The 13,777-nt window shown below is 44.1% G+C and carries 13 protein-coding genes and 2 tRNA genes; 14 read left to right on the forward strand and 1 reads right to left on the reverse strand.

Annotated features, from left to right (window positions below; genetic code table 11):
• Window positions 1-58 precede the first annotated feature (58 nt).
• The 8 genes from KAI36_RS08435 (at window position 59) to KAI36_RS08470 (ending at window position 8,573) form a co-directional block, all read left to right on the forward strand.
• A complete protein-coding gene (locus KAI36_RS08435; protein WP_220027487.1) occupies window positions 59-1,183 on the forward strand; it encodes a methyl-accepting chemotaxis protein in 1,125 nt (374 codons plus the stop codon).
• Window positions 1,184-1,310: 127 nt separating this feature from the next.
• Window positions 1,311-2,069 (forward strand): phosphate ABC transporter ATP-binding protein PstB, encoded by a 759-nt coding sequence (pstB, locus tag KAI36_RS08440; protein WP_220027488.1) that lies wholly within the window; start codon window positions 1,311-1,313, stop codon window positions 2,067-2,069.
• A gap of 39 nt (window positions 2,070-2,108) precedes the next feature.
• A complete protein-coding gene (gene phoU / locus KAI36_RS08445) occupies window positions 2,109-2,768 on the forward strand; it encodes a phosphate signaling complex protein PhoU (protein WP_023987923.1) in 660 nt (219 codons plus the stop codon).
• A gap of 177 nt (window positions 2,769-2,945) precedes the next feature.
• Window positions 2,946-5,600 carry a DNA polymerase I gene (polA, locus tag KAI36_RS08450; protein WP_209941559.1) on the forward strand — a complete coding sequence of 885 codons (2,655 nt, stop codon included), beginning with the start codon at window positions 2,946-2,948 and terminating at the stop codon, window positions 5,598-5,600.
• Between the two features lie 71 nt (window positions 5,601-5,671).
• Window positions 5,672-6,502 (forward strand): DNA-formamidopyrimidine glycosylase, encoded by an 831-nt coding sequence (gene mutM / locus KAI36_RS08455; RefSeq protein WP_076292499.1) that lies wholly within the window; start codon window positions 5,672-5,674, stop codon window positions 6,500-6,502.
• A 111-nt stretch (window positions 6,503-6,613) separates the two neighbouring features.
• Window positions 6,614-7,405, forward strand: coding sequence for an MntP/YtaF family protein (locus KAI36_RS08460; RefSeq protein ID WP_025721990.1), 792 nt, complete (start codon window positions 6,614-6,616; stop codon window positions 7,403-7,405).
• Between the two features lie 11 nt (window positions 7,406-7,416).
• The gene (coaE, locus tag KAI36_RS08465) at window positions 7,417-8,013 is read left to right on the forward strand and encodes a dephospho-CoA kinase (protein WP_023987927.1); all 597 of its coding nucleotides are present in this window, start codon (window positions 7,417-7,419) and stop codon (window positions 8,011-8,013) included.
• Window positions 8,010-8,573: a lytic transglycosylase domain-containing protein gene (locus KAI36_RS08470; protein WP_023987928.1), complete on the forward strand. Its 564-nt coding sequence runs from the start codon at window positions 8,010-8,012 to the stop codon at window positions 8,571-8,573. The genes coaE and KAI36_RS08470 overlap by 4 nt, the downstream gene beginning before the upstream one ends.
• Before the next feature lie 118 nt (window positions 8,574-8,691).
• Here the strand turns inward: KAI36_RS08470 and KAI36_RS08475 are convergent, their stop codons facing one another.
• Window positions 8,692-8,916 carry an alpha/beta-type small acid-soluble spore protein gene (locus tag KAI36_RS08475; RefSeq protein WP_013309613.1) on the reverse strand — a complete coding sequence of 75 codons (225 nt, stop codon included), beginning with the start codon at window positions 8,914-8,916 and terminating at the stop codon, window positions 8,692-8,694.
• A 105-nt stretch (window positions 8,917-9,021) separates the two neighbouring features.
• Here KAI36_RS08475 and nrdR point away from each other — a divergent pair, with 105 nt between their 5' ends.
• The 6 genes from nrdR (at window position 9,022) to KAI36_RS27535 (ending at window position 13,741) form a co-directional block, all read left to right on the forward strand.
• Window positions 9,022-9,489 carry a transcriptional regulator NrdR gene (gene nrdR, locus KAI36_RS08480; RefSeq protein WP_013309614.1) on the forward strand — a complete coding sequence of 156 codons (468 nt, stop codon included), beginning with the start codon at window positions 9,022-9,024 and terminating at the stop codon, window positions 9,487-9,489.
• 128 nt (window positions 9,490-9,617) lie between these two features.
• A tRNA-Ala gene (locus tag KAI36_RS08485) sits at window positions 9,618-9,693 on the forward strand.
• Between the two features lie 12 nt (window positions 9,694-9,705).
• Window positions 9,706-9,778 (forward strand) — tRNA-Lys (locus tag KAI36_RS08490).
• Between the two features lie 265 nt (window positions 9,779-10,043).
• The gene (gene rhaM / locus KAI36_RS08495; protein WP_025721987.1) at window positions 10,044-10,358 is read left to right on the forward strand and encodes an L-rhamnose mutarotase; all 315 of its coding nucleotides are present in this window, start codon (window positions 10,044-10,046) and stop codon (window positions 10,356-10,358) included.
• A 67-nt stretch (window positions 10,359-10,425) separates the two neighbouring features.
• The gene (locus KAI36_RS08500; protein ID WP_220027489.1) at window positions 10,426-12,183 is read left to right on the forward strand and encodes a cache domain-containing sensor histidine kinase; all 1,758 of its coding nucleotides are present in this window, start codon (window positions 10,426-10,428) and stop codon (window positions 12,181-12,183) included.
• Between the two features lie 4 nt (window positions 12,184-12,187).
• A complete protein-coding gene (locus KAI36_RS27535; protein ID WP_220027490.1) occupies window positions 12,188-13,741 on the forward strand; it encodes a response regulator transcription factor in 1,554 nt (517 codons plus the stop codon).
• The last annotated feature ends 36 nt before the right edge of the window (window positions 13,742-13,777 follow it).

The following is a 13,777-nucleotide window of genomic DNA, read 5'->3' on the forward strand; positions in this document are numbered from 1 at the left end:
ATGACCGATATGATGTTCCCGTCACTCCAAGTAGTTAAAAAAAGGGGACTTCAGAACGATGATAACGGAACCAAAGACCCAGCCGAGTTCCACTGCCGTGATTGAACGTGAAGCATACAAGCCGATTACTACCTATGTGCCATGCCGGGAGGTTCCGATCATTGGTACGGACATGTCTTGTAAAGAACTGTTAGCACTTATGAAAACACAGGAAGATATACCTTGTGTTATTGTTGTGGATAAAAATGATCTTCCACTGGGCATTATTATGAGAGATGCGTACAATCGCCATTTTACGGGCAGATTTGCTGCGGCGTTGTTCTATGACAAGCCTGCGGCCATATTTGCTGACCCCGATACATTAATTGTGGATTTGAAAAGCCGGGCATCGGACATTGTGGAACTGGCGATGTTGCGCGAAGAACAGCGTTTTTACGATTGTGTGTTGGTTAAGAAAGGCACACAATTACTCGGCGTACTCACGATTCGAGATATCCTGTCCGTCGTGCAGCGAATGCAAAGAGAAGCGGACGAAGAGCGGGGCGATGTGATTCGGCATAGCTATGACGGAGTCCAGCGTATTCAGCTGACCGTGCTGGATGCAGCTAAAGAGGCCGATGACAGTGTGCGGCTAACCCGCTCAATGAGTGAATTATCCCGCCGTGGCAAAGTAGAACTGGAGGATGTTCTGCTCTCCTATCGTGCAGTCACGGAGCAAATGAAGCGTCAGCATGAGCAGATGACGGCGCTGACCCAATCGCTGAATGACATTGCGGGTATGGCTTCATCCATTCGTGCACTGGCAGATCACAGCGGACTGCTGGCGATTAACGCGTCCATTGAAGCGGCGCATGCTGGCGAACACGGGCGAGGCTTCCAGATTGTGTCTCAGGAGGTGCGGAATATGTCACTCCAGACGAAAGCCTTTTCCACGCAGATTACAGGCTTACTCACCCATATTGAGCAAATGCTGCGTGACACCGCTGAACTGACGGATACGAGTATGCAGCAGATTCATACAGGCTCTCAATTTATAACTGCTGGAACACAAACATTTGCCAGACTATTGCAGGCTGTCGATGAAATTGAAGCCAAAAACAGCGAAATGTCCCGTTCCGCAGAGGAAGCGGCTTTGAATGCAGCCGGAATTGCGCAGGAGCTTGAGCTCATGCTAAGTTCTTGATCATTTTACATACCGTTAACAAATCCACCACACTGAATTTACACACAGCTTATATAATCTTCATATTGTGCAAATCAGGTGCAATGCTTGAGGCTCATAACTGCAACACGAAGGAGATCATAAATCCATGAATGATTCCGTAATCCGGATAGATAAGCTGAATTTATATTATGAGAAATTTCACGCGCTGAAACATATAAACCTCGATATTCCTGAAAAAACGGTAACTGCCTTCATCGGTCCGTCCGGCTGCGGCAAATCAACCCTGCTGCGTACGCTGAACCGGATGAATGACATGATACCGGGAACGCGTATTGAGGGCACTGTGAGTATCGCAGGCCAGGATATATACGGCGATACAATGGAAGTAGAAGCCCTGCGCAAGCAAGTAGGAATGGTTTTTCAACAGCCTAACCCGTTTCCCAAATCCATTTATGACAACGTGGCCTACGGACCGCGTCTGCATGGAATTCGGCAAAAGGACAAGTTGGACGAACTGGTCGAGCAAAGCCTGCGGCAGGCGGCACTCTGGGAAGAGGTCAAGGACTTTCTGAAGCGTTCAGCTCTGAGCTTGTCCGGTGGACAACAGCAGCGGTTGTGCATTGCCCGGGCGCTTGCTGTACAGCCGGATATTTTGCTGATGGACGAGGCGACATCTGCGCTAGATCCGATCTCCACGATGAAAATTGAAGAACTGGTTCAGGAATTGCGAGATACGTATACCATTGTCATGGTGACGCATAACATGCATCAGGCAGCGCGTGTGTCCGGTCGAACTGCGTTCTTTTTGAATGGTGTTGTGGTGGAAGCGGCGGATACAGAGACGATGTTTTCCACGCCGCAAGATTCACGTACAGAAGATTATATTTCAGGGCGATTTGGCTAAAGCCTACCAGATGAATATGCCAGAAGGGGTGACTTCGAAATGATACGTAGAAAAGGTTTTGATGAAGGGTTAGATGAACTGAGAGCCGTACTGCGCGAAATGGGTGCACACGTTTCGAAGGCGCTCGATCAGGCCATTGAATGTTTGCAGACCAAAAATATAGAATTGGCTCAGCAGGTGGTCAAAAATGATGCATCCCTCAATACGCTGGAAGAGAATATTCTCGATATGGGTTCCAAGCTCATTATTACCCAGCAACCGGTAGCGAAGGATTTGCGCCGGATCATTGTTGCATTTAAAATTTCCAGTGATCTGGAACGAATGGGCGATCTGGCACTTGATATTGCCAAGGTGACACTTCGTTTGGAAGGGCAGCAGATCATTAAGCCGCTGGTGGATATTCCGCACATGGCTTCCATTGTTAAAGAAATGATAGATGATGCGATCAAATCCTATTTGGATGAAAATACAGATCTGGCCTACAAAATGGCCAAAGAGGATGATCGTGTGGATTCCATGTATAGCCACATGATCAGCGATCTCTACGCCTTTATGGTAGAAAAGCCGGCAGAGGCTTCACAAGCCATGCTGCAACTGCTTGTAGGACGATACATTGAACGAATTGGTGACCATGCTACGAATATCGGTGAAAGCACTGTATATCTCGTGACAGGGGAGAGACCAGATTTGAACCAGTAGAGCTTTCAGGTATATAGCGGTTGTTTCTGACCCAGACTTGTCTTTGAGCAAAAGGCAAATTTGGTTAGGAAGCAGCCGTTTTTTTCTGAAAAAGGAGTCTTGTATGTTAAGATAGGAAGAGGAATGCGTAAAACGTAAGAACGTTACGAATGCATTGATGAACTTGCGAGGTGCTAAATGGATAAACTCATGCTTATAGATGGTAACAGTATCATTTACCGGGCGTTTTTTGCTATGCCACCGTTAACGAATTCGAGCGGGCAGCAGACGAACGCGGTGTACGGATTTACGACGATGTTATTGCGGCTCTTGGAGGAGCACAAACCAACACATATTCTGGTTGCCTTCGATGCCGGTAAAATAACGTTTCGCCATAAAGGATACGAGGATTACAAAGGTGGACGGGAGAAAACACCGCCAGAGCTGTCCCAGCAATTTCCGTTGCTGAAAGAGCTATTGACCGCTTTCGGCATTGCTCAGTTTGAACTGGATGGCTATGAGGCGGACGATATTATAGGCACCCTGTCCAAGACAGCGGACGAAGCCGGTTTTAATGTGCTGGTCGTGACCGGGGACAAGGATATGCTTCAATTGGCTTCAGACCATGTCACAGTCGGCTTGACCCGCAAAGGGGTTACTGAGGTGGAGACGTATGGACCTGAGCAAATTCAGGAACGATATGGCCTGAAGCCGCTGCAAATTATTGACCTTAAGGGTCTGATGGGCGATACGTCGGACAATATTCCTGGTATTCCCGGCGTGGGTGAAAAAACAGCGCTCAAGCTGCTGCATCAATACGGTTCAGTCGAAGAAGTGCTGGCGCACACGAATGAGCTGAAGGGCAAAATGAAAGAACGCGTAGAGACACATGCTGACGATGCGCGAATGAGCAAAGATTTAGCGACCATTTATCGGGATGTAACGTTGGACAAGCAGCTGGAAGATGTGGCCTTCGGCGGGCTGCAAGCAGAAACGGCCGGGCCAGCTCTGGCGAAGCTGGAGTTCAAGTCCTTGCTGGAGCGTTTATCCTTTTCAGGTGAGGTTGGCAGTACTGGGGTAGACGTAGAGGAAGCCGCGGCTGACGTAACAGTGCTGGATGAGCAGCGGATTAGCGAATTGGTAGAAGTGTTGGATCGTGTGGATGTGCTGCATGTTGAGACGCATGGTGATAATCCGCATCATGCTGACATCGTAGGTCTGATATTTGCCGCAACGGGACAGCAGTTTTTTATGACACTGGATGTACTGCAAAGCGATGCAGCTACACCTATTCGCGCATGGCTTGCTGACCCTGAACGCAAAAAACGCGGTCATGATCTGCATCGAACGGATTTGGCTTTACACTGGCATGGAATTGAGTTTGCAGGTGCCGAGTTTGATGTGCAACTGGCAGGGTACTTGCTGGACCCAACCGATGCAAACCAGACATTGAGCGGATTGGCAGCCAAATATGGCTTGTCTTCGATCCGTCCAGACGAAGAAGTGTTCGGCAAAGGAGCAAAATATAAAGTCCCTGATGTGGATGTACTGTCCGATCATGTGGCGCGTAAGGCAGCGGTGATTGAAGCTTTGGTGCCTGTGCAGCAGGCTGAGCTGGAAAAAACGGAAATGCATAAGCTGTTTCATGAGCTGGAGATGCCGTTGTCCCGCATTTTGGCGGATATGGAGAAGCAGGGTATTTTGGTGAACGTAGAAGAACTGCGCGCTTTGGGGAAAGAATTTGAAGCCCAGATTGCAACGTTGGTGGGTGAAATCTACAGCATTGCCGGAGTAGAGTTCAATCTAAATTCGCCCAAGCAGTTGGGTGAGATTTTGTTTGATAAACTGGGTTTGCCTGTCATTAAAAAGACGAAAACGGGTTACTCGACTGATGCAGAGGTTCTGGAAAAGCTGGCCCCCTATCATGATATTGTACAAAACATTTTGCAGTACCGTACAATTGCCAAACTCCAATCGACGTATGTCGAAGGATTGCTTAAAGAAATTTCGGAGAAAACGGGTAAGGTGCATACGTATTTCCGGCAGACGGTTGCAGCAACTGGACGCTTGAGCAGTCAATTTCCGAATTTGCAAAACATTCCGATTCGTCTCGAAGAAGGTCGCAAAATCCGTAAAGTATTTGTTCCGTCCGAACCGGGCTGGTCTATTTTGGCGGCAGACTACTCACAGATCGAGCTGCGGGTGCTGGCTGATATTTCGGATGATGAACGTTTGAAGGAAGCCTTTGTCCACGATATGGACATCCATACCAAGACCGCATCCGATGTGTTTGGTGTAGCAGCGGAAGATGTAGACTCCAACATGCGGCGTTCTGCGAAGGCAGTCAACTTTGGGATTGTCTACGGAATCAGTGATTATGGTCTGTCACAAAATTTGAATATTACGCGGAAGGAAGCGGCTCGCTTTATCGACCAGTATTTTGACGTGTTCCAAGGCGTTCGCCGTTACATGGATGATATTGTGAAGGATGCGAAGCGGGACGGCTACGTAAAAACGCTGTTGGAACGCAGACGCTATTTGCCGGAGATTAACGCCAGTAATTTCAACCTGCGTTCATTCGCTGAGCGTACAGCGATGAATACGCCGATTCAAGGTACCGCAGCCGATATTATCAAGTTGGCGATGGTACAGATGGATAAGGCGCTACGTGAACGTAATCTTCGCAGCAGAATGCTGCTCCAAGTACATGATGAGCTTGTGTTCGAGGTTCCGCCTGAGGAAATGGAAACGATGAAAGAGCTTGTCCCGGCTACCATGGAAGCTGCATTAAAGCTGGCTGTGCCGCTCAAAGCCGAAGTAAGCTATGGCAGCAATTGGTATGAGGCCAAGTAAGATATTTCAATGAGTAGATAGTCCCAATTTGACGCTGCTTCCGTTATAATATAGGGTGAGGTGAAGACATCATGCCGGAATTACCGGAAGTAGAAACAATTAAACGAACGCTAAACGAGCTTATCGTTGATAAACATATAGATCATGTCACCGTGAATTTACCGCGGATCATTCAACGGCCCGATGATATCCATGCTTTTGCGATGGAATTGGCCGATCACCGGATTACAGGGGTGGAGAGACGCGGAAAGTTTCTGCGGATTTTGCTGGACGGGCTGGTGTTGGTCTCCCATCTTCGAATGGAAGGGCGATATGGATTGTATTCGCAACATGATCCTGTGGAAAAGCATACCCATGTCATCTTTCATTTTAAAGATGGTACGGAGCTGCGTTATCAGGATGTGCGCCAGTTTGGCACGATGCACTTATTTCCGGCAGGACAAGATTTGCTGGAAAAGCCGCTGAACAAGCTTGGTTTGGAACCGATGGACGAGGCCTTTACACCGGAAATGCTGCGTGCCGCTGTTGGAACTCGTTCGACTTCGATCAAGGCAGCGCTGTTAAACCAGTCATATGTGGTGGGCATCGGGAATATTTATGTAGATGAATCGTTGTTTAAGGCGGGGATTCATCCAGCACAGCCAGCCAAAAGCCTAACGGATAGCCAATTTCATGTCTTGCATGAAGCTATTGTCTCCACGCTGGGTGCGTCAATTCAGGTTGGAGGCTCGTCCATTAAATCGTTCGTTAATGGACAGGGCAAAACGGGCGACTTCCAGCATCAATTGCAAATCTATGGACGTAACGCGAAGCCTTGCATTAACTGTGGCACATTGATCGAAAAATCTGTCGTAGCCGGACGTGGCACACATCATTGTCCGGTCTGCCAACCTCTGCGCTAAACAGGCACAGTCACCCCAAGCCCATCCCTCTCATATATTGTTCCAAGTACCAATACTGCGGAGGGTTTCGGTTGTTATAAGGCCCTGCCTTCGCAATGGGAGGGAATTGGAGTGGCTAATCATTGGGGAGCCCTGCTGTTACTGGCATTTGCGCTAAGTTTGGACAGTTTCGGAGTCGGTGTTACATATGGTCTGCGCAAAATGAAAATTCCACTGTTGTCGATTGCTATCATCTCCGTATGTTCAGGTTTGGTGATTGGCATATCCATGCAATTGGGCGCATTACTATCTCGTGTCCTGTCTCCTGTATATACGACCGTTTTCGGCGCTGTCATCCTGATCTGTATCGGCTGTTACTCTTTGTTTCAAGCTCTGCACCGCAAAGAGGATTCGCTAGAGGATTCAGCGGAGGCCTCTCGGGGGCTGCTTCTTACAGAACAGACTGAGCCAGTGAGCAGATCTGTTCTTGGAGAGAAGAAGATTATAGAGGATGCTGATACAGAGTCTTTCCTTAGCTCAAGAAAAGATCTGTCGGCAGAAGCTTCTATAGAGCAGCAGGAGAGAACGCTATTTTCTCTGGAGTTCCGCAAATGGGGACTTGTTATTCGGATTCTTCGAAGCCCGTCTGCTGCGGACATGGACCGTTCCGGCAGTATATCTGCTACCGAAGCGGTTTGGCTGGGTATTGCATTATCGGTCGATGCGTTCGGAGCGGGATTAGGGGCAGCTATGCTTGGTTTTCAGCCATTGTCTACTGCGCTGGCTATTACGCTATTCAGTGGAACATTTTTGATTGCAGGGATGAAGGCAGGCTTCTTTCTATCAGCATTTCGATTTATGAAGGCGCTGGGTGTATTGCCGGCATTATTACTGATTATGATGGGCATATTGAAGCTGTTATGAGGTGAAAGAGCATGAATATCGGATTAACCGGAGGTATTGCTACCGGAAAAAGCACCGTGTCGGCTCTTTTGGTCGCCAAAGGTGCGCTGCTGATCGACGCAGATGCCATTGCCCGGGAAGTGATGCTTCCGGGGCATCCGGTGCTGGCGGCGGTCATACAGCATTTTGGACAAGCTATAGTGAACAGTGACGGAACCCTGCACCGCAAAAAACTGGGTGAGATTGTATTCGGAGACCCTGCCCAGCGGCAGGCACTTAACGATATTACACATCCTGCTATTCGTGAGGAAATGCGTCTGCGTATGGAAGCATATGAACGGGAACAGCCGGACAAGCTTGTTTTGGCAGATATCCCGTTAATGTACGAGTCCGGGCTGGAGAGCTTGTACGAGGAAATTATGGTTGTGTACGTACCACGTGATATTCAGCTCCAGCGTCTGATGCTCAGAGACGGTCTGACGGAGGAGCAAGCTGGACTTCGGCTGTCCGCACAAATGGATATTGAACAAAAGAAAAACTTGGCCGATATCGTTATCGATAATAGCGGAACACAGTCTGAGACGAAACGACAAATAGATCAATTTTGGCAGCGGAAGGGACTTGCATGAATATTTTGCGAAAGAAAAGAGTCCTGCTCACTTTGTTTGTCGGGTTTGTCCTGATTCTGTTCCTCAATTCAAATTGGATGTCTTGGTTCTATCCGATTCAATATAAGGATGAGATTCGGCAGTATTCACAAACGTATGAAGTGGACCCATTTTTGGTGGCGTCTATTATCCGCGTGGAAACCAATTTTAAAACCAGCAAGCAATCGCATAAGGGTGCACTGGGCCTGATGCAGATTATGCCGAATACAGCAAATTGGATTATGGACAGCGCCCAGATTCAAAAGGTTCCGCTGGACAGTGTCAAGCACGAGCCTGGCACCAATATAGAGCTGGGAACCTGGTATTTGCATAACCTATCCATGAAGTTTCAGGATAATCCTGTAGCGATCGTAGCTGCTTACAATGCAGGGCCGGGTAAAGTTCAAGAGTGGCTCGATAAGGGAGTGTGGGATGGAAAAGAAGAGTCCATTAAGCAAATCCCTTTTGGTGAGACACGACATTATGTACAGCGGGTCATTTATTACTACAGGCAATACACGAAAATTTATAATGATTTTTAAATGACAAGTTAATGACATGATGAGCCTTTTCGCTTTAAAATGAAAAAAGCGCAGGACAGGCTGTTTTTAGCAGCCCGTCCATACACTTTTTCTTGTTATTTCTGCATTATTACCGCGATTATTGGTATTGACCTGCCAATTGTTGTTCGGCGATCGTTACTAGGCGTTTTGTGATGTAGCCCCCGATCGAACCGTTCTCATAGGAAGTCATGTTACCTTGGTATCCATCTTGAGGAATGCTGATACCCAGCTCTTGAGCGATTTCATATTTCATTTGCTCCAGAGCACCGGAGGATCTGCTGACTACCAGATTGTTGGAGTTGCCATTGTTTCCTTGTGCCATTGTTGTTCACCTCCTCGCGATGTGGTAAACATATTATGATCCGTTTTGACAAAATTATTACTAAAAATCTTCGGGAATTTATTGGAAAAAGAAAGTGGTGAGATTATGAAATGTCCGTATTGTGCCTACAATGGCACGAAAGTGTTGGATTCGCGACCTGCGAATGATAACAAGTCCATCCGTCGCCGCCGTGAATGTGAGCAGTGTGCCAGGCGTTTTACTACCTTTGAAATGGTGGAGGAAACCCCACTCATGGTCATCAAAAAAGACGGCAGCCGTGAAGAGTTTAGTCGTGATAAAATGCTGCGCGGTCTCATTCGAGCCTGCGAGAAGCGCCCAGTATCCGTCGAGCAATTGGATATGATCGTATCCCAGGTGGAGAACGCTATCCGCAACACAGCAGCCACAGAAGTGGATAGCCAGCAGATCGGGGAGCTGGTCATGGAACAGCTTTACCCAGTGGATGAAGTCGCCTACGTACGTTTTGCGTCCGTCTATCGTCAGTTTAAAGACATCAATATGTTTATGAAGGAACTGAAAACACTGCTATCTAAAGATACAGCCAGCGACTGATCGCTGACTGTATCTTTTCTGGGCCATGGAGGGAGAAAATTATATTTTTTTATAAAAGTATTGACACAGGGTTGGAAATTTTATATGATATAGAAGTCGCTTGAAACAGTTGATTCACTTACATATTTGGGGCCTTAGCTCAGCTGGGAGAGCGCATCGCTGGCAGCGATGAGGTCAGGGGTTCGATCCCCCTAGGCTCCACCAAACTTTTATTATGGACTCTTAGCTCAGTTGGTAGAGCAGTTGACTCTTAATCAATTGGTCCAGGGTTCGAGTCCCTGAGAGTCCATCCTTTAGAAAAACGGCAGAAATGCCGTTTTTTTGTCGTTGATTAGCATGGTTTATAGAATTTTATGGAAGGTTAAGACTCAAAATCTGTTAGCTACATGCATTTCTTGAATGAAGAGTAGTTCAATGAAAACAATATTTTAGTGAATTGCGTCATAGGGCATCTATCGTATTTTAGTGTAATTTAGATAAATAAGAAAGATAAACAAATTCATCCTGAAAACTGCAAAAGACAAAATTGATTTTAAAGTCTGGAGTGCTGAAAAGTGATTAGAAAAGCGAGTATTATGCATGTTTTTCCTGATTATTATGAAGAGTATAAGCACCGCCATGACAAACTTTGGCCAGAAATGGCTGAAATGCTAAAAAGGCACGGTGCACACAACTATTCAATATTTCTTGATGAGGAAACGGGGAGCTTATTTGCATTCTTAGAAATTGAAGATGAAGAAAAATGGGAACAAATTGCTCAAACAGATATTTGCCAAAAATGGTGGACTTATATGGAGCCTTTAATGGAGACCAATCCTGATGACAGTCCTGTGTCAAGAAATTTAAAGGAAGTATTTTATTTGGAATAATAAATATAAAGAAAATGCTAAATCCGAATTTGTATCATTCCCGAACTGAGGGAGCTGTTTCATGTTCATGAAGAAGATATGGTTTTACTTTGCGAATTTATATATAAATTCAAAGCTAAACGTAAAGCTTTTCTTAACGATTACATTGATTATGCTGACAACACTAGTATTTGTATTAGGGGGCCTTCAATATGCCTTTTCCCTCTATGATGAGCAAATCTATGCAAAATCCTCACAAGTGCTGATGATGTCGTCCAACAATGTAGAAGAGAAGCTTGAAAGAGTAGAAGAAGTTAGTTATAACATAGCAGTCGATCCGTATATTCAAAAAAATTTATTAGATCTTCAAGGAAATGTAAAAGGCTATGATTTCTATCGTCTTGAACAGAAAATTGGAGATGAATTGGAGAAATATGTGGATCCGGCAAATTACGTTCATTCCATTTATCTGTACGATTCAGCAGGTAGGGAGTTTGTGGCCGGGGATAGTAGCGATCCAATAAAGAATAAAGATAGGGAACTTGCTCTTAGTCAGGCGGATAAGGATGAGGGTAAAAACCATTGGATGGAGCTGGAAGGATATAATGGGGATTTAATTTCTGTTCGCCTTATCCAGTCTTATGAGAACCTAAACTTTGAAACCATTGGCAAACTGCTTATTCGTGTTGATTTAGACAAGATTGTAAGCGGTTTACCAAAACCTCATGGAGAAATAGCAGGAAATATTGTGATTACAAAAGAAGATGAGGTTTTTTATTCGGAAAAAGGAATAGATGATTTTAAAGAATATCATTTCAATGCAAAAAATGACCAAGGCTATAGTATTGAATACATTAATGGGGAAAGAACCTTTGTCAGCCATATTACAACCGATTTTAAAGACTGGACATATTGGAGCATCATTCCCTTTAACATGATGTTTTCCAAGATTACTGCTGCGAAATATACCTTGGTACTGGTTTTTATGTTAATGTTTGTTTTTCTTATTTCCCTTGGTTTTAAATTTTTAAGAAAGTTTACGAATCCCATTCAAGAATTAGCATCTACCATGCAGGAAGTCCAAAAGGGGAACTTTCACGCAGTAAATTTATTAAATCCCTCTATAATTAATGAAGGCGAGATAGGGATTCTTTATCGGAATTTTATAACAATGATCCAAAGAATTGATGAGTTGATCCAGGAGAACTTTTCTAAGCAGTTGCTGATAAAGGAAACTGAATTTAAAGCACTGCAGGCTCAGATAAACCCACACTTTTTATACAATACACTGGAATCTGTTAATTGGTTGGCTAAAACAAATAAACAGAAGCAAATTTCAAGCATGGTAGAAGCCCTTGGTCATCTTATGAGATACTCCACAAATTTTAACCGGGATATTATCACTTTCGAAGAAGAACTTGAGATTTTAAAAAGCTATTTAACAATCCAAAAATACCGGTTTGACGACCGGATTGATTTTCAGATGGACTTTCCCTCCCATATTGCAAAATATAAGATTCCAAAGTTAATATTGCAGCCGCTTCTGGAGAATTCGTTCAAGCATGCAGTTGAGCCTTCCATCTATTTGTCAGTTATTAAATTGCATGTTTATCAGGAAGAGGACAAGCTATTTATTCGGATAGAAGATAACGGGCCTGGCATAGATCCTCTAATCCTTCAAAAAGTAAAAGAAGGCAAAATAAATCCTATAGGTACTGGAATAGGATTGAATAATATCGATGATAGGATCAAGCTTTATGCTGGTGAACAGTATGGTTTAAGAATTGAAAATCTTTCGGGAAAAGGGACCGCAATTACGGTAGTTTTACCTGTTCAAACGGGGTGATAGAATGTCATATAAAGTGTTATTGGTAGATGACGAAAGAATTATTGTCGAAGGTATTTCCAGTGTGGTCGATTGGGCAGCATTGGATACGGAGCTTGTAGCAACGGCGAGAAACGGGATTGATGCTTATGAGAAAATTGTTGAACTAAAACCTGATATTGTTATCAGTGATATTAAAATGCCTGGTATGGACGGACTTAGTCTTATTTCAAAGGCGCATAAGAAATATCCTTCTATAAAATTCATCCTATTGTCCGGATACAGTGAGTTTGAATACGCGAGAACCGCCATGCACTATGATGTTAAAAATTATTTGTTAAAGCCATGTAATGAGGATAAAATTACAGCTGCACTTAACGATACCGTTAATGAACTAAATGAAAAAAAGGTTCAGGAAACCTTTATTAATGAAACGTGGGAAAAATATCAAAACGCTCAACCTTATATCAAAGCACATTTGTTAACCGAATTCTTAACGAGTAAAAACTACTTAGATAATGATTTATCATTCTATGAGCAGCTTTTTGATTTTGAAATAAATAATCAGCAGTTAAGAATCGTTCTTTTTATGATGGAAGGTTATTTTTCTTATGAACATTTGTTTGCCATCAAAAATATTGGAGCTGAGATCCTCGACTCTGTCTTGGTAACTACCAATATTGGTGAATATGCACTGTTCCTTATCAAGGATGATCATGACTCGGAAAAATTATATCAACAAATTAAACAAATAAGAAAGACCATTTATCAATATTTCAAAAGAGATACCACTGTTGCCATAAGTGAAGGGAACTATTTCCGAAACGCTAGGAACTTGTACCTTGAGGCAATGGAGTGTTTGGAGCATCGTTTTTATTTGGGGGAAGGAAGCATTATAACGAGAAAAGATATTTTACCGGCAAATACAACCGTCCCCAATGATTTTATTATCGATGAGCAGCAACTTGTTCTAAAAATCAAATCCGGGCATATCCAGGATGTATGTAAAGAAATAACCAGTTTTTTTGAAAAAATGACGGATTTACGGCTAGGGATTGATTCGACAAAATCCTTTTATATACAGCTCTATATTGCAATTGTGCAGACGGTAGATACAGATCGCATGCAAGGTTACCTCAAGGGAACATCTGCACTGTTAGAGATGGAAACTGTCCAGCAGATGAAAGACTATATCGAAGCAATAGCCAGCAAAATGACCAATGAGTACTATAATCGTCTCAAGTCAAAACAGTCTTCCGTAATTAGTAGAGTAATAGAAATTTTAATCGAGAATCTAGGTAATCCTGATTTATCACTAAAAATGGTAGCCAATGATATTCTATATATGAATCCAGATTATCTGGGAAAACTGTTCAAACAGGAAACGGGCCAGAGATTCTCAACCTATCTTACTAAATTAAGAATTGAAAAGGCAGTGGAGTACATTTCAAAAATGGACGATGTGAAGGTGGGCACGTTGGCCAAAATAATCGGTTTTGGTGACAACCCCCAATACTTTAGTCAGGTTTTCAAAAAATATACTGGTTATACACCTTCTGAATACCGAAAAGGTACATGAATCCACCGCTTGTTTTGCCAGCTAAGAGCTAACAAC

This window comes from Paenibacillus sp. S02 (genome assembly GCF_019454065.1).
In the GTDB taxonomy this organism is placed as follows: domain Bacteria; phylum Bacillota; class Bacilli; order Paenibacillales; family Paenibacillaceae; genus Paenibacillus; species Paenibacillus polymyxa_B.